Source organism: Mariprofundus sp. EBB-1, assembly GCF_003665155.1.
In the GTDB taxonomy this organism is placed as follows: domain Bacteria; phylum Pseudomonadota; class Zetaproteobacteria; order Mariprofundales; family Mariprofundaceae; genus Mariprofundus.
In genome coordinates this window covers 77838-97295 of record NZ_RCFQ01000008.1, presented here as the reverse complement: position 1 = coordinate 97295, position 19458 = coordinate 77838, and the positions used below count along the sequence as shown (strand labels likewise).

General features: G+C 48.0%; 22 protein-coding genes. 11 read left to right on the top strand and 11 right to left on the bottom strand.

Features of this window, described 5'->3' with window-relative positions:
• Positions 1 to 516: 516 nt before the first annotated feature.
• Together D8Y20_RS05245 and D8Y20_RS05240 are read left to right on the top strand one after the other, a co-directional pair.
• Positions 517 to 771 (top strand): hypothetical protein, encoded by a 255-nt coding sequence (locus tag D8Y20_RS05245; RefSeq protein WP_121541984.1) that lies wholly within the window; start codon positions 517 to 519, stop codon positions 769 to 771.
• A gap of 3 nt (positions 772 to 774) precedes the next feature.
• Complete coding sequence (locus D8Y20_RS05240) at positions 775 to 1581, top strand: sulfite exporter TauE/SafE family protein (protein WP_121541983.1); 807 nt, start codon at positions 775 to 777, stop codon at positions 1579 to 1581.
• Between the two features lie 271 nt (positions 1582 to 1852).
• Here the strand turns inward: D8Y20_RS05240 and trmFO are convergent, their stop codons facing one another.
• Positions 1853 to 3226 (bottom strand): methylenetetrahydrofolate--tRNA-(uracil(54)-C(5))-methyltransferase (FADH(2)-oxidizing) TrmFO, encoded by a 1374-nt coding sequence (trmFO, locus tag D8Y20_RS05235; RefSeq protein WP_121541982.1) that lies wholly within the window; start codon positions 3224 to 3226, stop codon positions 1853 to 1855.
• Positions 3227 to 3709: 483 nt separating this feature from the next.
• Positions 3710 to 4552, bottom strand: a complete 843-nt coding sequence (nfo, locus tag D8Y20_RS05230; RefSeq protein ID WP_121541981.1) for a deoxyribonuclease IV — start codon at positions 4550 to 4552, stop codon at positions 3710 to 3712.
• A 263-nt stretch (positions 4553 to 4815) separates the two neighbouring features.
• Between nfo and D8Y20_RS05225 the strand changes: the two genes are divergently transcribed.
• The 4 genes from D8Y20_RS05225 (at position 4816) to D8Y20_RS05210 (ending at position 6497) form a co-directional block, all read left to right on the top strand.
• Positions 4816 to 5010, top strand: a complete 195-nt coding sequence (locus tag D8Y20_RS05225) for a type II toxin-antitoxin system VapB family antitoxin (protein WP_121541980.1) — start codon at positions 4816 to 4818, stop codon at positions 5008 to 5010.
• A complete protein-coding gene (locus tag D8Y20_RS05220) occupies positions 5007 to 5399 on the top strand; it encodes a PIN domain nuclease (protein WP_370050565.1) in 393 nt (130 codons plus the stop codon). The genes D8Y20_RS05225 and D8Y20_RS05220 overlap by 4 nt, the downstream gene beginning before the upstream one ends.
• A gap of 160 nt (positions 5400 to 5559) precedes the next feature.
• A complete protein-coding gene (locus tag D8Y20_RS05215) occupies positions 5560 to 5745 on the top strand; it encodes a DUF2934 domain-containing protein (RefSeq protein ID WP_121541978.1) in 186 nt (61 codons plus the stop codon).
• A 440-nt stretch (positions 5746 to 6185) separates the two neighbouring features.
• Positions 6186 to 6497 carry a hypothetical protein gene (locus D8Y20_RS05210; RefSeq protein WP_121541977.1) on the top strand — a complete coding sequence of 104 codons (312 nt, stop codon included), beginning with the start codon at positions 6186 to 6188 and terminating at the stop codon, positions 6495 to 6497.
• Positions 6498 to 6536: 39 nt separating this feature from the next.
• Here the strand turns inward: D8Y20_RS05210 and D8Y20_RS05205 are convergent, their stop codons facing one another.
• Both D8Y20_RS05205 and D8Y20_RS05200 read right to left on the bottom strand, forming a co-directional pair.
• A complete protein-coding gene (locus D8Y20_RS05205; RefSeq protein WP_121541976.1) occupies positions 6537 to 7424 on the bottom strand; it encodes a pyridoxal-phosphate dependent enzyme in 888 nt (295 codons plus the stop codon).
• Positions 7425 to 7428: 4 nt separating this feature from the next.
• Positions 7429 to 7950, bottom strand: a complete 522-nt coding sequence (locus tag D8Y20_RS05200; protein WP_121541975.1) for a cupin domain-containing protein — start codon at positions 7948 to 7950, stop codon at positions 7429 to 7431.
• A gap of 310 nt (positions 7951 to 8260) precedes the next feature.
• Between D8Y20_RS05200 and D8Y20_RS05195 the strand changes: the two genes are divergently transcribed.
• The 3 genes from D8Y20_RS05195 to ilvN all read left to right on the top strand — a co-directional run bounded on the left by D8Y20_RS05195 (position 8261) and on the right by ilvN (position 11260).
• Complete coding sequence (locus D8Y20_RS05195) at positions 8261 to 8947, top strand: SIMPL domain-containing protein (RefSeq protein ID WP_236075263.1); 687 nt, start codon at positions 8261 to 8263, stop codon at positions 8945 to 8947.
• Between the two features lie 118 nt (positions 8948 to 9065).
• Positions 9066 to 10766, top strand: a complete 1701-nt coding sequence (gene ilvB, locus D8Y20_RS05190; RefSeq protein WP_121541973.1) for a biosynthetic-type acetolactate synthase large subunit — start codon at positions 9066 to 9068, stop codon at positions 10764 to 10766.
• The gene (ilvN, locus tag D8Y20_RS05185) at positions 10763 to 11260 is read left to right on the top strand and encodes an acetolactate synthase small subunit (RefSeq protein WP_121541972.1); all 498 of its coding nucleotides are present in this window, start codon (positions 10763 to 10765) and stop codon (positions 11258 to 11260) included. The genes ilvB and ilvN overlap by 4 nt, the downstream gene beginning before the upstream one ends.
• 3 nt (positions 11261 to 11263) lie before the next feature.
• Here the strand turns inward: ilvN and D8Y20_RS05180 are convergent, their stop codons facing one another.
• From D8Y20_RS05180 to D8Y20_RS05150, 7 genes are read right to left on the bottom strand one after another with little or no spacing between them, the layout of a single operon-like run.
• On the bottom strand, positions 11264 to 11620 hold the full coding sequence (locus D8Y20_RS05180) for a response regulator (RefSeq protein WP_121541971.1): 357 nt from the start codon (positions 11618 to 11620) through the stop codon (positions 11264 to 11266).
• A 57-nt stretch (positions 11621 to 11677) separates the two neighbouring features.
• Positions 11678 to 12847: a folylpolyglutamate synthase/dihydrofolate synthase family protein gene (locus D8Y20_RS05175; RefSeq protein ID WP_121541970.1), complete on the bottom strand. Its 1170-nt coding sequence runs from the start codon at positions 12845 to 12847 to the stop codon at positions 11678 to 11680.
• Between the two features lie 35 nt (positions 12848 to 12882).
• A complete protein-coding gene (gene accD, locus D8Y20_RS05170) occupies positions 12883 to 13752 on the bottom strand; it encodes an acetyl-CoA carboxylase, carboxyltransferase subunit beta (protein WP_121541969.1) in 870 nt (289 codons plus the stop codon).
• Between the two features lie 32 nt (positions 13753 to 13784).
• A complete protein-coding gene (locus D8Y20_RS05165) occupies positions 13785 to 14570 on the bottom strand; it encodes a 3',5'-cyclic-nucleotide phosphodiesterase (RefSeq protein WP_121541968.1) in 786 nt (261 codons plus the stop codon).
• On the bottom strand, positions 14567 to 15394 hold the full coding sequence (gene trpA, locus D8Y20_RS05160; protein WP_121541967.1) for a tryptophan synthase subunit alpha: 828 nt from the start codon (positions 15392 to 15394) through the stop codon (positions 14567 to 14569). The genes D8Y20_RS05165 and trpA overlap by 4 nt, the downstream gene beginning before the upstream one ends.
• Complete coding sequence (gene trpB, locus D8Y20_RS05155) at positions 15391 to 16608, bottom strand: tryptophan synthase subunit beta (protein ID WP_121541966.1); 1218 nt, start codon at positions 16606 to 16608, stop codon at positions 15391 to 15393. Before trpB ends, trpA begins: the two co-directional genes overlap by 4 nt.
• A gap of 2 nt (positions 16609 to 16610) precedes the next feature.
• A complete protein-coding gene (locus tag D8Y20_RS05150; RefSeq protein WP_121541965.1) occupies positions 16611 to 17255 on the bottom strand; it encodes a phosphoribosylanthranilate isomerase in 645 nt (214 codons plus the stop codon).
• Between the two features lie 118 nt (positions 17256 to 17373).
• On the opposite strand from D8Y20_RS05150, the gene D8Y20_RS05145 reads away from it, so the two are divergent.
• Both D8Y20_RS05145 and argF read left to right on the top strand, forming a co-directional pair.
• Positions 17374 to 18543 carry an acetylornithine transaminase gene (locus tag D8Y20_RS05145; RefSeq protein ID WP_201265538.1) on the top strand — a complete coding sequence of 390 codons (1170 nt, stop codon included), beginning with the start codon at positions 17374 to 17376 and terminating at the stop codon, positions 18541 to 18543.
• A complete protein-coding gene (argF, locus tag D8Y20_RS05140) occupies positions 18540 to 19448 on the top strand; it encodes an ornithine carbamoyltransferase (RefSeq protein ID WP_121541997.1) in 909 nt (302 codons plus the stop codon). The genes D8Y20_RS05145 and argF overlap by 4 nt, the downstream gene beginning before the upstream one ends.
• The last annotated feature ends 10 nt before the right edge of the window (positions 19449 to 19458 follow it).

Sequence of the window (19458 nt, the reverse complement as noted above, 5' to 3'; positions counted from 1 at the left end):
TTTTATCACCTAATTGTTCATTCATCGCATCCGCACGCGATTCCACACTGCTAAAAAAACCTGCACTAGAGGCTGGAATGGCAAATGCAAACAAGCTGAACATTATTATAATAAATTTCATTTTCTCTCCTAAAGTTGATTGTATTGGGCTTTACAGCATCTGTTGATAAAGCATTAATCTATTCAGATTATTCCGTCATTTACTAATAAATCCAAGCGCTTTAACACTGATTTTTCCAATCATCGCGGACTATACGCCATACAGCTTAAAACATGTGTGAAATACTTCACACACAATGACATTATTTTATAGTCTCCTATCAAACACTGCTCGCAAAAGCCTCCATTCCACAGGATCATAGGACGGTAAAAAGTCGCCACGCAGTGGCGTGAGGCAAGGATGCCGACGACTGATGAAGGATTTGGTGCGAATAAAGGAACAAGTAAGCGCTCAACAGTATTTATGAATAATCCGGGTAAGCTATGCTTCAGCATATTTGTTTGTAATATACGCCCATGCCTGACTCTTCACATACACCACAACCCCCATTCGACAATGCAGATGCGTGGCGCAATGCAGCGATGCAGCGCACCTCTCTGTGCGATGCTGCTGAATCTGATCAGCGTAAAATATTAGCCGATGTCCATAACCAGAAAGAAGGCATCTGTGATCCGGATGTACTGGCTGACCAAATGCTCTATATTCTTGGTAAAATGGATGTCGATGAATATCAGAACTACCTGCTTTTCAAACACACACCAGCATCATAGCGCATGCCTGAACTTGATCTGTCCCTGATACTATACGGCTTGGCGGTTGGCATAGGCGCAGGTCTGTTGGGCGGTTTAATGGCAGGCCTTGCCGGTGTCGGTGGTGGCTTAATTTATGTACCCGTGTTTTACGCCTGTATGGCTGGCAACACCGAGGGCATGAGTGCATATATATTTGCCAGCATGGTGGCCATTATCATCACAGGCTTTGTATCCTCGCGCTCGCACTGGCGATTGGGGCATCTGGACAGAAGTGCGATGTTTTTACTGCTACCCGGTCTGATGATTGGAGCCGGATTAGGTTTGTGGAGCACACTGCATCTGCCTGCCGCATCGATTCTGTTTGCCTTAGCTGCATTGAATGCCTGGGTTGCGTTCGATTACAGTAAAAAACTACAGGCCACATCGCCAACACAAAAAATGCTACCATGGTTATCCGGGCCTATCGGTTATATTTCTGGTGTACTGGGCATTGGTGGAGGCACCATGCTGGTGCCTCTATTGCGCCGCTCAATCACACTGCGACATGCCGTCGGCACATCCGCAGCTTGTGGTTTCATCATGGCACTTGGCGCTATCGCTATGAACATGACGCTTGAATCCAGCTGGCGTGTATTGATCAGTGATCAGTGGCTGTTTCTTCTGCCGGCGTGGATCGGTATTATGCTTATTTTGCCCCATAGCGTCGGCTGGTCAGCCCGATTACATGACATCATGTCCGAGCTAGCACTAGGCGTGATACTCAAAACCATGTTCATATCCTTATCTGCAGGGTTTCTCCTCGCGGCTGTATTGACCGGATATCACTGATATTTCCTTTAAAAGCATTTACCACAGAGGTCGCAGAAAAACAGGCACAATAATCAAAAAATTTAGCCACTAATGGCACAGGCCACCCTCTCTGGCTCCGCCATTCACCTTATGGCTCGCTTGTCTTTCTGTCTTAAGTTAAAGGAGCGCGTTCTCTTTCTTTTTTGAGACCGTAAGACAACTGAACTCTGTACGTAATCAGGTCTGCGTTTGTCTTTACTTTGCGTAACTCTGCGTCCTTGGCGGTTAAAGGCATTGTTAGAAAATAAACTTATTCCGCTGTTTCGATTTTTTCTTCCGACGCAATACCCAACCACACATTCAATGCTTCTAAGGCACGATCAGATACCGAGCGACGACGTTCTGCTCTGGAAAAGCGGCGTTTGCCTTCGCGTTTTTTACCCGGTGGCAACAAGCCAAAGTTCACATTCATCGGCTGAAACCCTTCAACCTGTGTTTTAGAAATATGAGACAGTAACGCACCATGAGCAGTGATCTCCGGTGGCATCTCAGGCTCTTCACCCACGGCTATAGCAGCCAGAAAGCGACCAGCCATCAAGCCCATGGAAGCCGATTCCACATAACCCTCTACACCGGTGATCTGACCGGCAAACAGAATACGCGGATCAGATTTCAAACGTAGCGTGCCATCCAACAGTGCCGGTGATTTGATAAATGTATTGCGGTGCAAAGAACCCAAGCGGAAAAATTCAGCCTTCTCCAAACCCGGAATCATGCTGAATACCCGTTTCTGTTCACCATAGGTCATCTTGGTTTGAAAGCCAACCATGTTCAATAACGAGCCCATACGATTATCACGGCGCATCTGTACCACCGCATAAGCTTTTTCACCCGTTTCAGGATGATCCAAGCCAACCGGTTTCATCGGCCCGAAACGCGGCGTATCTTCACCACGCTCAGCCATCTCTTCAATCGGCATGCAGCCATCAAAGAATGGAATGTCTTCAAAGTCTTTGAACGCTACCTTCTCAGCATTCACCAGTTCTTTGATAAAGGCTTTGTACTGCGCCTCATCCATCGGGCAGTTAAGATAATCGCCAGCCTCGCCCTCTTCGACATTTTTGTCATAGCGGTTTTTCCAGTAACAGATATCCATATCAATCGATTCAGCATCCAGTACAGGCGCAATCGCATCAAAGAACATCAAGCGGTCTTCACCCGTTAATGTTTTGATCTGCTCATACAGCGCATCGGAGGTAAGCGGGCCGGACGCAATCAAGACAAGACCTTCAGATGGAATTTCAGTTACTTCGCCCTCAACAAACTCAATCAGAGGTTCAGCCTGCAATCGTTTCGTCACAAGCTCAGCAAACTGCTCACGATCCACGGCCAGCGCAGTACCGGCAGGAATACGTGTTTGGTCACCGCAATCCATGATCAATGAATCCATGCGGCGCATCTCTTCGTGCAGCAGGCCCACGGCATTTTCCAGATGATCAGCACGGAAGGTGTTAGAGCAAACCAGCTCGGCACAGCTGCCGCTATGATGAGCCGGAGTCATTTTCACCGGACGCATCTCATGCAAGCGCACAGGTACACCGCGCTTGGCCAGTTGCCAGGCTGCTTCAGAGCCAGCCAGGCCAGCGCCAATAATTGTTACAGTTTGAGGGGTAGGATTTGTCATGCCGGCACACTAATCGGAATTTCCGGTCAGGTCAGGCATCTCTTCATAAAAATAACGTAAACCAGTCAACGCTCTGCGAGCTACATGAAATAAAATACAACCATATTAAGTGATAAAATATAACAAAACACAAGGGGGTTTAGGCCGCAGTGTGCAACATTCAAGCCAATGTCGGAGCCAAAAAAATATTTATTAGACCTACACCATGACTACTGGCCTCAATGGGCTAAGATTTGCAACCACCCCTGAATTCATAAATTGGCATGCTTACTTTCCTTTGTGCGTTCGTGCCAAGGCGACAACTATTGCGTAAGATCAGGTGAATCGCGAAAGCAAGAGAGTACCCCCGGGGAGACGAAGAAAAAATAATGAAAAAGTATAAATCACTATAGCCGATTAAATTTCTTACTTAATACATATATAGGTAGAAAACGACTGCATACAGATAATCTTTTGACTTTCTTTGAATCTTCTTGGTTAGGCTTATTCAATCAGGCTATATAACAATTGAATTTCTTCAGGCCAGATGGTTTCGTCAATCGTTTCAAGCACCATTGGAATATCGTTGAAGGCATCATGGTTCATGATATAACGGAACACATCCAGCCCCAATTCGCCCTGTGTCAGGGAGTGATGACGATCCACACGCGAAGCAAACTTGGCTTTGGAACCATTGATATGCATGCCGCACAGGTATTGAAAACCAACCACCGCATCAAATTCACCAAATGTTTTTTCACAGTCTTCCGTTGTACGCATATCATATCCGGCCGTAAAGGTATGGCAGGTATCCAGACAGACACCCACGCGGGATTTGTCGTCCACCTGATCAATAATCGCGGCCAGGTGTTCAAACCTGTAACCCAGATTAGTCCCCTGACCACTGGTATTCTCAATCACGGCAATCACATCGTTTGTCTGATCCAGTGCCCAGTTGATCGATTCAGCAATACAGCTTAGACAATCAGCTTCTTCTATCTTCTTCAGATGCGAACCCGGATGGAAATTGAGCAGTTTTAATCCCAGCTGCTCACAACGCTGTAACTCATCAAGAAATGCGTTACGTGATTTGCTTAATGGTTCCTCTTCAGGATGCCCCAGATTGATCAGATAACTGTCATGCGGCAGCACATGTTCGGGTTTGATCCCGGCAAACTCCAAATTGGATTTGAACGCAGCAATGCTCTGTTCTGTCAGCGATTTAGCCACCCACTGGCGCTGATTCTTGGTAAATAAGGCAAACGCCTGCGCGCCAATCTCTTTGGCTCTGAGCGGTGCATTCTCAACGCCACCAGCGGCACTCACATGTGCTCCAACATATTTCACAAGGGACTCCTAAAACTGCGGTTCATTAACAAATGCCCGCAGCATAGCGCCTCCGCCACCCAATCAAAGTGGTGAATGACAGTTTTCAACATTCAACTTGGTCCGGCCTGATGAATCACCCCCTCGCCTCTTTATTCCAGATTCTGGAATACAGAATATATAATGAGCAGAGGACTGTTTCTGTCCCATTGGTTTTTGGTCAAAATTGATCCGCTCAATAAAATGTGTATAATATCCATAATTGATACACACGGGGCTAATGTATGCGTACAAATATCGTTCTGAATGAACAACTGATTTCCGAGGCTCAGCAACTGACCGGCATATCCACCAAGCGGGGCATCGTCGAAGAGGGCCTGAAAACCCTTATCCGATTAAAAAAACAGCAATCCATCAAGAGTTGGCGCGGCAAACTTGCATGGAATGATGATCTGGATGCCATGCGTACAGATTCCTGATGTTAGTCGATTCCTCCGTATGGATCGACTACTTCAACGGCCGTCAAACTCCGGAAACTGATGCACTGGATCGGGCGCTGGGCGTTGATGAGGTGATCATCGGTGATCTTATGTTGACCGAAGTCTTGCAGGGATTTCGTAAAGATGCCGACTTCCATAAAGCACACGAATTATTGAATGAACTCCCCGTTGTAACCATGCTTGGACCTGAAGCTGCGATAAGAGCTGCCGAAAACTACCGCAGTTTACGCAAACATGGTGTCACCGTTCGCAAGACTATTGATGTCATGATTGCCTCATATTGCATCGAACACGACCTGCCCCTGCTCTACTCCGACCGTGATTTTGATCCCATGGTTGAGATCCTTCACCTGCAAAGCGTTATTTAGGCCTGATTGTATTTACCTCCCCCCCCCCGGTAAACCGGTTCATGAAGGCGGAGAAATTATTACAAGTGTATAAGTCTGAATCATGTTATACTCTGTCAGTTGGGTATGGGAATATGCCCAACATGCATAAATAACAACTATATCGTTCTCGGAGAGAATCATGTCAAACAAGGACAAACCAATACCAACACAAAATCAACCAGAAAGAGATCGCCACGAGATGGTTGAAGTCGCGGCTTATTTTCTGGCTGAACATCGTGGATTCGAAGGTGATCATCAACTCTATGACTGGGTGTGCGGAGAAGAAGCAATCACTCATGCCTTTGGCCCCGATAGCTCGTATTAATCGACAGTTGCTAACAGGAATTGAATCAATCAAATAGCTCTGGCATACATTGAATCTTTATTGCTTTATGTTATTATTTACTGGTTACCATCAGGTACAGGCAAGGAAGAAGATAATGCTGAGCCAGTGCAACTCCAGCAGAAGCGAGAATATTAGCTGGGTAAGGTATGTTTTATAATCTGGAGAGGGTATCAAGCACCACCATCAATAAAAACATAATCACCAGGCCGCCAACAAACTGTAAGCTGATATAGATTGTGTCATTCATTGTATTCCTCCTTTGCATCATATTTGCTGCAAAGGTTAACAACCATCTAAGTCATCGATGTGGCACTAAGATGACATATTCATGACTTATTGATCTGTTTGAATGGCCGAATAGCTCTCAGCCTGCTTGGGCGTTATGATTCGATCACTTTCTAAAGTTGAATGGAGTTCTCATGTTACGCAAAGCTATTTTATGTTCACTACTGCTATTTTTACCATTCGGATCCCAAGCTATCGCAGGCAAATATTCATATATGATCGACCACGGCACGCCCGGTGTCATCGCCAGTGAATCAAAAATGGCTCGTCTGGTTGTGCAGGCCAATGGCGATTGTGCAGCGATTCCTTATGAAGTGATTGCAGACGGTGTGAAATCCGTGACAGGCAACATGAATTTAAGCAAAGCCCTCTCCATGCCGTTGGATATGACCACCGTAACCCTCTCCTGTAACAAAGATGGCGTGACGGCTGTTATCGATAATTAATCACGGTCGTGTTAACAACTTCCCTGATTAAACCCTGATCTACCCGTTCAGAATCATACCTTTGTGACGATAACGCTCTAACATCGTTGCATTGCCGATCAGGCCACCGCTATGCACATAAAGCACAGTGCCTTTTATGCTATCAATATGCTGAAGCAGGGTGTGCCACATCAGCGCTCCATAAATCAAATCAAACGCAATACCCGTATCTTTCAGTTCCTGCCATATTTTCAGCAACTCGGGGTACGGCCTGGCAAAGTGATGTTTTTTGTCACTCTCAAGCATCCTCAGGTTCTCGGGCACAGCTCCCAACAGATTCATCTGGGATAGCAGATACGCTTTATCACCCACAGCCGGTGTAGTCAGCACAGTGGCATTATTTAACGCTTCGGCAAGATAGAAGGCCGTAGTGCCCGTACCTGAAGGTGTCACAACATATAACGATTCAATCTCATGCTCTTGTTGCCATTGCGTGATCTCTGTGGCGAGTTGTCCAATACCAGCCCGAGCAATCGGATCAGCACCGCCCTGCGGTACAAACAGGCAACCATCCTCAGCCTGTGATTTCAAGACACTAATAGCAGCATCATAATCATCATGTGCCACCTCATGCAGCTGCATGCCCAGCTCCAGAGCCAGTTTTAAATTACCGGTCGGTTCTTGTTTAAGATGAGCAGGAACAGGTTTTGATGTGTAATGAAACTGCCAGCTCTTTTGATGGCACAACGCCGCAATGGAGAGCATGGCATTCGATTGCGTACCGCCATAAGAGAGAAGCTGCTTGTATTGCTGAGCAGGCGTGTGAATCAGGCTGTATAGCTTGCGGTATTTATTGCCGCTGAGCAACGGATCAATCAGATCATCCCGTTTAACAAGAAAACGATGGCCGCGAAACAGAAAAGGCTCAATGGCAGAATCTGCCAACATCGATCTAGCGGGTCAGCCGATTGATGATATCGCTATGCTGGGGAAACAGTTCCAACAGATACTCTCTGCCCGGCATTTCAAAATCGGCAAAATCAAACCCGGGCGCAACAGTGCAACCAACCAGTGCATATCCACCTGCTGATAGAGATGCTCCAAACCAGTCACCGGCTTCCACGACCTGTTGAAATGATTCACCCTCCTCAAGCTTAGACCCCAGCTTTTTCTCAGCATAAGCACCGGTTTTATCAATCACATGCACAGTTAGCCCATCCCCTGCATAGAAGTGCCATAACTCATCCTGTTTGATGCGGTGCAGAGCTGAAAATTCATCCCCACTCAACAGAAAATAGATGCTGGTGCAAAATGCTCTTTCACCATCAAAACGGGCAGGCAACCCCTCGGGTGGAACATTCTCAGACGAGCGGTAAATCTCTCTGTACCAGCCCCCTTCAGGATGTTTTTCCAAACCCAATTGTTCTATCCATGTCGAAACCTGTTCTGGTAAAGGTTGATGCGATTCATTCATGCCTGCATGATAACGTAACTCTGACTCTTGAGTAACCAAGCTAGGAACCACTAAGGCACAAAGACACAGAGAAAAAACTTTTGCAGAAAACATACAATGAAGATGAAAAGTCACTCAGAATATTGAAGAACAGGTTCCGGAATTTTGTTTTACGACGTGGTTTCCCTTTGTGTTTCTGTGATAAAAATAGATTATTACCCCAAGCTTTCGGCACATAGTACAGTTCATAAATGCGACTAGCCTTGCAGATTATTCAAAGCAGTTTCATACTGATCCAATGCGATATTTACTTTTTCTCTCACTCATACTTATGCCAACACTTGTTTCTGCCGAAGCACAGGGGCCAAGTGGTACACGAATCAACCTCAATGCAGCAGTGGAAACACAAGTGCCCAATGATGAAGTGGTGATTAGTTTCCGGGTGGAAAAAGAAGGCATCGATGCCCGCACTATTCGCCAGTATGTCAACAAGGTTGCCGCAGCCATCAAGAACCGTTTGGCGCATGAGAAGGGTGTAAAGCTCAAAACCACCGGCCGTAATATACAGCCAATATGGAAACATGTGAAAAACCAGCCCCGCCAGCGCACCGGCTGGCGCATGACCCAAACCGGTGAAATTGTCAGCCAGCATCTTGATGCTGTGCCCGGCTGGCTCGATGCCATTGAAGCCGAAGGGGCAAACCTTTCCGGTTTGCAGTTTCGCATCAGCGCTGACACCACCAAAGCCGTACAGGACACTCTGCGCCTACAGGCCATTGCTTCATTTAGAGATAAAGCGGCTGTTATTGCCAAAGGGCTCTCCGCGAAAACATTTAGAATCATCCGTTTGAATACCAGCAGTCATGCGCCCCAGCCTGTCCGATACCGCGCTGAAATGGCCATGATGAGCAAATCGATGGCTGCCGATGCCCCCTCCCTCTCATCAGGAGAGGGTAAGGTGAGTGTCAACGTGACTGGTGAAATTGAAACACCATTTATTGATTTCCCGACCCCCTGACGCCCCGCAATACCCCTTGTTTTTTGAGGTTTTTTCAGGCCTTTTCCTTGACCCTGTGCAATGACAGGTGCAGTTTTCCCAGCCTTCTATAAATACCAGTGAGTGCAATAATACAACCATGAAATTAACCGGCGCAGAAATCTTAGTTGAATGCTTAAAACGTGAAGGAGTGGATACCATTTTTGGTTATCCCGGCGGGGCTGTCCTGCCTATTTACGACGCGATTTTCAAACAAAACCACTTTAAACATTATCTGGTGCGCCATGAACAGGGCGCATTGCATGCAGCCAATGGTTATGCGCGTGCATCCCAGAAATGTGGTGTAGCGCTGGTCACCTCAGGCCCCGGTGCAACCAATGCAGTCACAGGCTTGGCTGACTCCCTATCCGACTCGATTCCAACCGTATGTTTCTCAGGCCAGGTTCCAACCAGCCTGATTGGTGGCGATGCGTTCCAGGAAGCCGATGTTGTCGGCCTTACCCGTTCAGCCACCAAACATAATTTTCTCGTCAAACATGTTGAAGATCTGGCACTGGTGATTCGCCAGGCGTTTCATATCGCCACCACGGGCCGTCCGGGTCCGGTACTTATTGACCTGCCGAAAGATGTCAGCAATGACATCTGCGAATTCGTTTGGCCTGAAGAGGTAAATATCCGCTCGTATCAGCCTGTTGTATCCGGCCACCCAGGTCAGATCAAGAAGGCGATCAGATTGATGGCAAAGGCCAAACGTCCAATGCTCTACACCGGTGGCGGTGTAATAAATTCAGTGGGTGGTTCCGCACTACTTAAGGAACTGGCACATAGCATCAACGCTCCGGTTACCAACACCCTGATGGGGCTTGGCGGCATACCTTATGATGATAGTCATTTTGTCGGCATGCTGGGCATGCATGGCACCTATGAAGCCAATATGGCCGTATCCCATTGTGATCTACTCGTTGCTATCGGAGCACGTTTTGACGACCGCGTAACCGGCCGACTGGAAGCCTTTGCGCCGGATGCCACTATTATTCATATTGATGTAGATCCATCTTCGATCTCCAAAAACATCCATGCAGACCTCCCTATCGTTGGTGATGTTGCAACCGTGTTACAACAGATTATCGATGAAATGGCCCGCAAACCATTCAACCAGAATCAGGATGCGATGGCTTTATGGTGGGAACAGATTGATGAATGGCGTTCGAAAGACTCCCTTGGCTATGTGCAAGATCCTGATGCGGTGATTAAACCACAAACAGTTATCTGCAAAGTTCACGAACTCACTGAGGGTAATGCCATTGTTGCCACCGATGTAGGACAACATCAAATGTGGTCGGCACAGTATTACGGCTTTAAAAAGCCCAACCGCTGGTTAACCTCCGGAGGCCTTGGCACGATGGGTTACGGACTGCCTGCAGCTATCGGTGCACAGATTGCCAAACCCGGTGAAAAGGTTGTGCTGTTTACCGGTGACTCCTCCATTCAGATGTGTAGTCAGGAATTCTCGATGGCCTTTCAATACAACCTTCCCGTTGTCGTGGTAATCCTTAACAACGGTTATATGGGCATGGTGCGTCAGTGGCAGGAGATGTTCTATGAGTCCCGTTATTCCAACTCTTATTTTGATTCCCTGCCTGACTTTGTAAAACTGGCAGATGCCTATGGCGGCCTTGGTCTGCGTGTGGATAAACTGGAAGAGCTGGAGCCTGCTTTGATCCAGGCACTGAACACCAAAGACCGCTTTGTCATTGTCGATGTTGCGATTTCAAAAGAAGAGAATGTATTCCCTATGGTGCCTGCGGGTGCAGCACTCAATGAGATGGTGCTATCATGAGACATACCATTACGATTTTGATGGAAAATGAATTTGGCGTATTGACCCGCATTGCAGGGCTATTCTCCGCCCGTGGTTACAATATCGAAACACTCAATGTGGCACCGCTGCCTGACCACAGCATCAGCCGTATGACCCTGGTTACGCGTGGTGATGAACGCATCATCGAGCAGATTAAAAAACAGCTCAACAAACTGATCCCGGTCATTAAGGTTGAAGATATTTCTCATGCCGTGCATTTAGAACGTGGCATGTTGATTGCCAAGGTAGATGCTGGCGCCGATCAGAGAGATGAGTTGCTTGCACTGATTGAACAGTATGGTGCCAGCATCATTGATGATCACCCTGACAGCCATGATATTCTGGAGTTCACTGGCCCGGTAGAGGTGCTCGATACTATTCTGCTTGAACTGGAACCCTTTGGCATTATCGAAACAAGCCGTACAGGACCTGTTGGTATGCGCCGTGCAGCGGATGGTTTTACTGTAGATTAAGCACTATATTGGAGCGCTACTTCCCTTTACCGCTTCAACAGTGGTCAGTAAGTGACCCGGGGAAAATGGCTTCTGCATAAAAGGCAGATCACCAATCTTCTCTTGCACAAATCGCCCTGACATAATGATTGTTTTCACATCCGGTGCATGAATATGTACAGCCATGTGCAGCTCATAACCATTCATCTTTGGCATATTGTAGTCGGTAATCAACATGGATGGAGTTATCGCGTTGCTTTGCATATGATCCAGTGCTGCCACCGGACATGTAAACACATGCGTCAGATAGCCCGCATCACTAAGTACAAATGCCATGATCTCACCAAGATCCAAATTATCATCAACGATATAAACTGGCACCGGTCTCCCTCTCACACGCTTAAATTGCGAATTATATAGCCTAATACCTGCTATTTATCAATCTGTGTTCGCTGCCAGAATAGATGCCACGGTAATAAACGAACCCAGTACCAGAAAATGGCCTTGCGGCTTACGCGCTATCTCTTGTTCTAAAACCACGACAGCGCCATCACGCAGCGAGGCATCATCATTACTAATGACCCGTACCGCATATTGCTCAAGCAAGGGCAACATCGCTTTCAGTGACCTGTCTTCACGGGTAAACACAACAATGGCATCAAATGGATCGGCCAGTGCCTTGAGAGATGGCAACAGCGCCTCTATGGCATGATTGTTATGTGCGGCATCAAGCCACACATCAGCCTCACCGATGGATAGATGCTGCAGACGGCCGGGCACCCGACATTGAAGGATCGCCTCATGTGCGGTGGCAAGGTCAATATCGATAGACTTTAAAGCGTTCTGGTCAGTTGCCATGGAGCACTGGGCCAAACGCTGCACTGCAGACCAGGCCAGTGATGCGTTGATGCGTTGATGCAATCCCGGCAGCGCCAGACCACGCCATGCCTCACTCCTGTCGCAGACAGCCACTTCAGCATTGAATGCACGCAATATCTGCATAACCGCATCATCTTGTGGAGCACTGATACAGTGCCTACAACCGGCCATGACATATGCCTTCTCTAGCGCAATCTCACCCAGTGTATCACCCAGCCAGTTCTGATGATCCAGCGCAATCGGCGTAATAAGCGCCATATCAGCGGCAACCGCTGTAGTGGCATCGAGCCTGGCTCCAACACCTGCTTCCAGTATCTCCACATCAACGGCTGCTCTGGAAAATTGATCCAAAGCCAGTGCTGTCGCGGTTTCAAAATAGGAGGCGCCCACATCCAGTGCAATCGGCATAAGCGTTTCCATGCTTTGCCACAGTTTATCTATTGAAACGGGTGTTCCATTGATACGAATCCGTTCATTAAACGACAGAATATGGGGAGATGTATAGAGGCCAACCTTCAGCCCACAGGCTTGCAGTGCTGCCCCCAACATAAACGATGTGGAGCCTTTACCGTTGGTGCCTGCCACACGTACACGCAAGCGTGGCTTCTGTTGTTGAATATGGGAGAGCAACTCCAGCAAGCGTTCATGGCCGGGCTTATAATCTCTATCAGCAGAAGGCTGACCTAAGCCCTCCAACCACTGTTCGATATGCTCAGGCTTATTGCCCATGCTATTTAAAAGACCCGAAGATTACCGATGCTTATTCAAGTATTTTGGCGATAAGAACGATCCGTCAAATGGGTTAGCATCACAGCCAGATGATTACGAAACTCGCGACGATCAACAATGTCATCAATCAACCCTTTCTCCAGCAGAAACTCCGAGCGTTGGAATCCTTCCGGTAGTTTTTCACCCACCGTTTCCTGAATCACACGCGGACCGGCAAAACCGATCAACGCATTGGGCTCTGCCAGAATAACATCACCCAACCAAGCCACAGAGGCCGAAACGCCACCCATAGTCGGATCAGTCAACAGGCAGATAAAGGGCAGACGTGCATCATTGAGTTTATTGACTGCAGCCGATGTTTTGGCCATCTGCATCAGAGACAACACCCCTTCCTGCATACGCGCACCGCCGGAAGCTGCCACCAACAGGTAAGGGCATTGGCGCTCCAGCGCATGTTCCATACCACGCACAATTTTCTCACCTGCTACAGAACCCATACTGCCGCCCATATAGGCAAATTCAAAAATAGAAGCAGCAATGGTGTGACCATGCACGTCACCTATATAGTTGCGTACAGCATCTTCAGGGCCGGCCTTTTTATCCGCAGCCTTGATGCGATCTTTGTATCTTTTTTGATCTTTAAATGCCAAGGGGTCTTTGGAGCGCAGTTCCGTGTCTTTTTCTTCAACGGTATTCTCATCAAACAGGATTCCGGCGCGTGCCGCTGCAGACATGCGCAGATGATGATTACACTTCTGGCAAACCATACCATTGCGATCAAGCTCTTTATTGTACAAGGCTTCAGAACAGCTCGGACATTGCACCCATACACCGTCAGGTGATGCCGTCTCAGATGATTTCAGAATATTCTTTGGTGTTTCAATCAGGCGCGTAAACCAACTCACAATATCATACCTCTATATTAATTTAACGACTGCTAAAAGTGCAATTCATCAGTTTGCGTTATCATCCGCAAACGCGGCACGTTCAATGCTTCCACTTCTTCAATCATACGTTGCAGTGATTCCGGCTTCATATGATACAGATAGACCGGCACCTTACCAAGTTGTTCAAATTTTTTCAGGTCTTTCATCATCGAAGCGGGTGTCATGTGCCCACTGATATCCGCCAGATACTGATTGGCATTGGTAAATGAACAATCCATGATGATCGCCTGCAAATTAGGCTGTGCATTGGCAAATTCCCACACACGATCGGTATTCGCCATATCGGCAGTATAGATCACCTGCTTACCATCCTGGTCAAGCAGGAAACCGGTACATGGCACAGGATGATTCACCGGTATCGCTGTGATGCGCACGCCATCAATTTCGAATGTCCGTTCCGGCTCAATATCATCAAGTATCAGAATACTATCATCGGCATTGGGAATCACCGTAAAATCAGGCCAGATATGACCATTGAAGAAATGGCGCATCAATATCTGATTATTTTCTGCCAGACTATGAATGGTGATATTTCTATTTTCCACATGGCCACTGGAACGTTTCACACAACGGTTATCTGCCAGAAAAGCGATATCCTTGATATGATCAAGGTGGGTATGAGACACACAGATATGGCGAATACGGTGCTGCTCTTCCAGTGTTAGAATTTCAGCCGGCGAACCTGCATCCAACAAAATAGAGTCGTTGACCAGAAAAGAGGTCAGTCGAAATCCAACCTGTTGACCGCCATAACAGCCCAGTACTTTAATCCTCAAGCTATTGCACCAACGGCCTTACGCATGCTGGCAGCAGATACAGACAAGGCGCCGCAAATATCAGCCTTGTTATCTGCTTGCGGGATATGGCCAACAAAATGACTACCGACAACCACACCATCAGAGAACGCAGCCACCTGCGTTGCCTGCCCTGGTGTTTTCACACCAAAACCCACACACACCGGCAAATCATTACTGATACATTTGATATGTTTCACTTTATCTTGAATGCCCTGCATATCCCCCATATCGGCTCCGGTAATGCCATTGAGAGAGACATAATAGATAAAACCACTGGCGCATGCACAAGCCAGCTTAATACGCTCATCGGTAGATGTCGGAGAAAGTAACATAATACGATCCAGTCCATGCTGTTTCAGACTGGCATCACAAATATTCCCCTCTTCAGCAGGAATATCGACAATCAACACCCCGTCAGCACCGGCTGCTTTTGCGCGCTCTGAAAAGATATCAAAACCCATTGCATACGGCACATTGGCATAACCCATCAAGACAATACCCAGGTCAGGGTGAGCATCACGCACCGTTTTGGTCAGTGCAAATACATCAGCAATATGCGTACCCGCTTCGAGCGCACGCTCGGATGCAGCCTGAATGACAGGGCCATCAGCCATCGGATCGGAAAAGGGCATACCTATTTCCAGAATATCGCTCTGCTCAGCCAGCGCCAACAACAGCGCTTCACTGGTAGGGACATCAGGGTCGCCAGCGGTGAGATACCCCACCAAAGCACTGCGCCCTTCTTGTTTACAACGCTCAAACACCGCAGCCAATCGTGAAGGCCTAGCTATCGGGTTACTCATGATGCGTCCTCCACCCAGCCCAGATGTTTGAATACAGTGTTCATATCTTTGTCACCACGACCAGAAAGATTAATCAGCACAATCTGATCCGCAGCCATCGATTTGGCGATACGTGCTCCGGCAGCAATTGCATGGCTGGATTCCAGCGCCGGAATAATCCCCTCTTTACGGGTAAGCAGCTGCAACGCTTCCATCGCGTCTTCATCAGTGCTGGCATCAAGCTCCAGACGGCCCTGTTCAAACATATAGGCCAACTCAGGCCCTACACCGGGATAATCCAACCCAGCAGAAATACTGTGTGTGCCCTGCACCTGCCCTTCATCATCTTCCAACAGGAAGGTTAAGTTACCATGCAGAATACCTGCTTTTCCTTTGGCCAAAGATGCCGCATGCTGGCCACTCTCAAGCCCGTAACCTGCAGCTTCCACCGCCACCAGACGCACAGAGGCATCATCACGGAACGGGTGTAACAAGCCCATAGCATTGGAACCACCGCCAACACATGCCACCGCCACATCCGGCAAGCGCCCGGCTTGATCCAAACACTGGGCGCGGGCTTCCTGACCTATCACCGTATGAAACTGACGCACCAATAGCGGATAAGGATGCGGGCCGGCAGCCGTACCAAAGATATAAAAAGTATCTTCACATGTAGCAACCCAATTTCGCAGTGCTTCGTTCACCGCATCTTTCAGTGTCGCCGTACCTGAATCGACCGGGATCACATTGGCACCGAGCAAACGCATACGAAGCACATTAGGCATTTGCCGGGCCATATCTTCACGGCCCATATAAATATCGCACTGCATACCAAACATGGCTGCAACCGTTGCTGTTGCCACGCCATGCTGACCAGCACCGGTTTCAGCGATCACACGCTTTTTGCCCATGCGTCGAGCCAGCAGTCCCTGACCGATGGTATTATTGATTTTATGCGCGCCTGTATGAGTCAGATCTTCACGTTTAAGGTAAATTTGTGCACCACCAACAGCGGCAGTTAGCTGTTTGGCATGATAAAGCGGCGTCGCTCTGCCAACATAATTTTTCAACAAGTCCAAACGTTCGGCATGAAAATCTTCATCCGCCCACGCTTCATAAAAGGCTTCTTCAATATCTTTAAGGGGCTGCATCAATGTTTCGGCTGCAAAACGGCCACCGAATTTACCAAAGTGACCACCCTCATCCGGAGCGTGCGTAATATCCAAATTGTACATGTTTATAGTCCTTTTGCTCTGTTCACCGCGCCCACAAAGGCACGCATTTTTTCGGCATCCTTGATGCCGGGTGAAGATTCGACGCCCGAAGATACATCCAGTGCAAACCATTGACGAATGGACATTGCTTCTTCGACATTTTCAACATTCAGTCCGCCTGCCAGCGTGAGTGGAAAATCGTGTTCAAAACTTTGCAACAGTGCCCAGTCAAACGATTTACCTGTGCCACCATAAACACCAGCAGGTGCTTTCGCATCCAATAACACCGGGCAATTAAACCGAGCGGCCTGTTTAAGATCACCCGCATCACTAACCGGCACAGCTTTCATTACGCGACGACGCTGAGCCGAGCAGAAGTCAGGGCTCTCATCGCCATGCAATTGAATCACACCAAGCGGCACACTCTGCAATACTTCCGCAATATACGCCTGCGTAGGGTTCACAAACAGACCAACAGCGGAGACAAACGGCGGCAATTGACGAATAATAGAAGCAGCCTTTTGCGGATCGATATACCGTGGTGATTTGTCATAAAAGACAAACCCAACAGCATCGACACCAAGCTCGGCTGCCTTAAGCGCATCCTCCAGACGGGTGATGCCACATATTTTTATACGGGTGCGAGCGTTATCTGATGACATAGACATTGCCATACCCTATGTAGTGCTAGAGAGGATGCCAATAGTGTTGCCATATTTCATAAAATCCTCATGCAAAAACACCATTGAACTAGCGCATCTGTCATCGCTTCTCTAAACTGCGGCGATGAACTCGATCATGAACACCTACGCACGCTTCCCGCTCACGCTTGTACGGGGTAAAGGCTCTCGTGTATGGGATGAAAAAGACAATAGTTACCTTGACTTTATTGCCGGCATTGCTGTCAACACATTGGGCCATGCCAACCCGGCTATGACCAAGGCGATAGCGCAGCAGGCATCTGAAATGCTGCACTGCTCCAACCTGTTTCATATTCCTAAACAACAGCTATTGGCAGATCAACTGACAAGCCTGTCAGGATTGGATGCTGCGTTCTTTTGTAATTCAGGTGCCGAGGCCAATGAAGCTGCTATCAAGCTGGCTCGGAAATATTTCTATGATCAGAATTCACCAAGAAGAGCCATTATTTCGGCCACGCAATCATTTCATGGCCGCCTGCTCTCAACGCTGACTGCAACCGGGCAGGATAAAGTAAAAATTGGTTTTGACCCGCTACCACCGGGATTTTCACATGTCCCGTTGAATGATATTAAAGCACTCAAACTGGCCATCAATGATCACACCGCGGCTATCTTGCTCGAACCATTGCAAGGTGAAGGCGGCGTGAATATTGCCGAGGCCACGTATCTGCAAGCAGTACGTGAACTATGTGATGAACAGGGTATTTTATTGATCCTTGATGAAGTGCAAACGGGCATAGGTCGTTGCGGCACGATGTTCGCTTTTGAACAGGCTGAGATTAAACCTGATATTCTGACGCTGGCAAAGGGACTTGGTGGAGGCATGCCGATTGGTGCGATGCTCGCCAGTGCTGCTGTAGCGCCCTCATTCGGCCCGGGCACACATGGCTCCACCTTTGGTGGCAACCCGATGTCGTGTACTGCGTCATTGACTGTGTTGCGTGAAATTGCCTCCAGCAAGCTGTTGGATAATGTCAATCAACGTGGCGAACAATTGAGACAGGGGCTGCAGGCTTTAGCGCCCTCCGTCCCGATCATTAAACAGGTGCGTGGTCAGGGTTTATTGCTTGGTGTGGAATTAAATGTAGAAGCGGCTCCATTCGTTGCCGCGGCAAGAGATAAAGGCCTGTTGATACTTATGGCGGGGCCAAACGTATTGCGTTTCTTGCCCGCGCTGAATGTATCAGCTGAAGAAGTAGATGAGGCGCTGACAACTGTTGCCGCTGTATTGAAGGAGTCAAAAACATGGGTATGAGACACTTTTTAACATTGCTGGATGTTACCGAAGAGGAAGCGCGCCATATTTTAGATCGTGCAGCGATCATCAAACGCAAATTAAAAGCAGGTGAGTCACATCGCCCGCTGGAAGGCAAAACGCTGGGTATGATTTTTGATAAATCGAGTACCCGCACACGCGTCTCTTTTGAAGTTGGTATGTATCAGCTTGGTGGTCACGCACTGTTTTTGCATTCCGATGCAACACAGCTAGGCCGTGGCGAACCGGTTGCCGATTCGGCACGTGTTTTATCCAGCATGTGTGATGGCATTATGATCCGTACATACGGTCATAACATTATACAGAAATTTGCCGAATACTCGAAAGTGCCTGTCATCAATGGCTTAACCGACTTAACCCATCCATGCCAGATTCTGGCTGATGTGCTTACATTTGAAGAGCATCGCGGATCTATTGAAGGCAAGACCGTCGCTTGGATCGGCGATGGTAACAACATGGCCCACTCCTGGATTAATGGCGCTGTCTCATTTGGTTATAAATTGAAATTAGCCTGTCCGAAAGGTTACCGCCCGGATGAAAAACTATTGGCCGCAGCACGTGAGCTTGGCGCCGATATTTCCAGATCAGATGATCCTGTTATCGCAGCCCATAAAGCTGATCTCGTCAGCACCGATGTGTGGGCCTCCATGGGGCAGGAAGAAGAACAAACCGAACGTGAAAAAGCCTTTGCCGGTTTCTGTGTCACTGAAGGTGTGATGACGCATGCCAATCCTGATGCCCTGTTCATGCACTGCTTACCAGCCCACCGTGGTGAAGAGGTATCGGCCGGTGTAATTGATGGACCACAGTCGGTGGTTTGGGATCAGGCTGAGAACCGCCTGCATGCCCAGAAGGCATTGCTGGAATTCCTTCTAAGCGATTAGAAACAAACCA

Excerpts from the sequence above, each read along its gene's own strand:
- D8Y20_RS05205 (WP_121541976.1), bottom strand. The coding sequence starts at position 7,424 with ATGTTGGCAGATTCTGCCATTGAGCCTTTTCTGTTTCGCGGCCATCGT.
- trpB (WP_121541966.1), bottom strand. The coding sequence starts at position 16,608 with ATGTACAATTTGGATATTACGCACGCTCCGGATGAGGGTGGTCACTTT.
- trpA (WP_121541967.1), bottom strand. The coding sequence starts at position 15,394 with ATGAGTAACCCGATAGCTAGGCCTTCACGATTGGCTGCGGTGTTTGAG.
- D8Y20_RS05145 (WP_201265538.1), top strand. The coding sequence starts at position 17,374 with ATGAACTCGATCATGAACACCTACGCACGCTTCCCGCTCACGCTTGTA.
- D8Y20_RS05210 (WP_121541977.1), top strand. The coding sequence starts at position 6,186 with ATGTTACGCAAAGCTATTTTATGTTCACTACTGCTATTTTTACCATTC.
- D8Y20_RS05215 (WP_121541978.1), top strand. The coding sequence starts at position 5,560 with ATGTCAAACAAGGACAAACCAATACCAACACAAAATCAACCAGAAAGA.
- argF (WP_121541997.1), top strand. The coding sequence starts at position 18,540 with ATGAGACACTTTTTAACATTGCTGGATGTTACCGAAGAGGAAGCGCGC.
- ilvN (WP_121541972.1), top strand. The coding sequence starts at position 10,763 with ATGAGACATACCATTACGATTTTGATGGAAAATGAATTTGGCGTATTG.
- D8Y20_RS05195 (WP_236075263.1), top strand. The coding sequence starts at position 8,261 with ATGCCAACACTTGTTTCTGCCGAAGCACAGGGGCCAAGTGGTACACGA.
- ilvB (WP_121541973.1), top strand. The coding sequence starts at position 9,066 with ATGAAATTAACCGGCGCAGAAATCTTAGTTGAATGCTTAAAACGTGAA.
- D8Y20_RS05245 (WP_121541984.1), top strand. The coding sequence starts at position 517 with ATGCCTGACTCTTCACATACACCACAACCCCCATTCGACAATGCAGAT.
- D8Y20_RS05240 (WP_121541983.1), top strand. The coding sequence starts at position 775 with ATGCCTGAACTTGATCTGTCCCTGATACTATACGGCTTGGCGGTTGGC.
- D8Y20_RS05175 (WP_121541970.1), bottom strand. The coding sequence starts at position 12,847 with ATGGGCAATAAGCCTGAGCATATCGAACAGTGGTTGGAGGGCTTAGGT.
- trmFO (WP_121541982.1), bottom strand. The coding sequence starts at position 3,226 with ATGACAAATCCTACCCCTCAAACTGTAACAATTATTGGCGCTGGCCTG.
- D8Y20_RS05150 (WP_121541965.1), bottom strand. The coding sequence starts at position 17,255 with ATGTCTATGTCATCAGATAACGCTCGCACCCGTATAAAAATATGTGGC.
- D8Y20_RS05200 (WP_121541975.1), bottom strand. The coding sequence starts at position 7,950 with ATGAATGAATCGCATCAACCTTTACCAGAACAGGTTTCGACATGGATA.
- D8Y20_RS05225 (WP_121541980.1), top strand. The coding sequence starts at position 4,816 with ATGCGTACAAATATCGTTCTGAATGAACAACTGATTTCCGAGGCTCAG.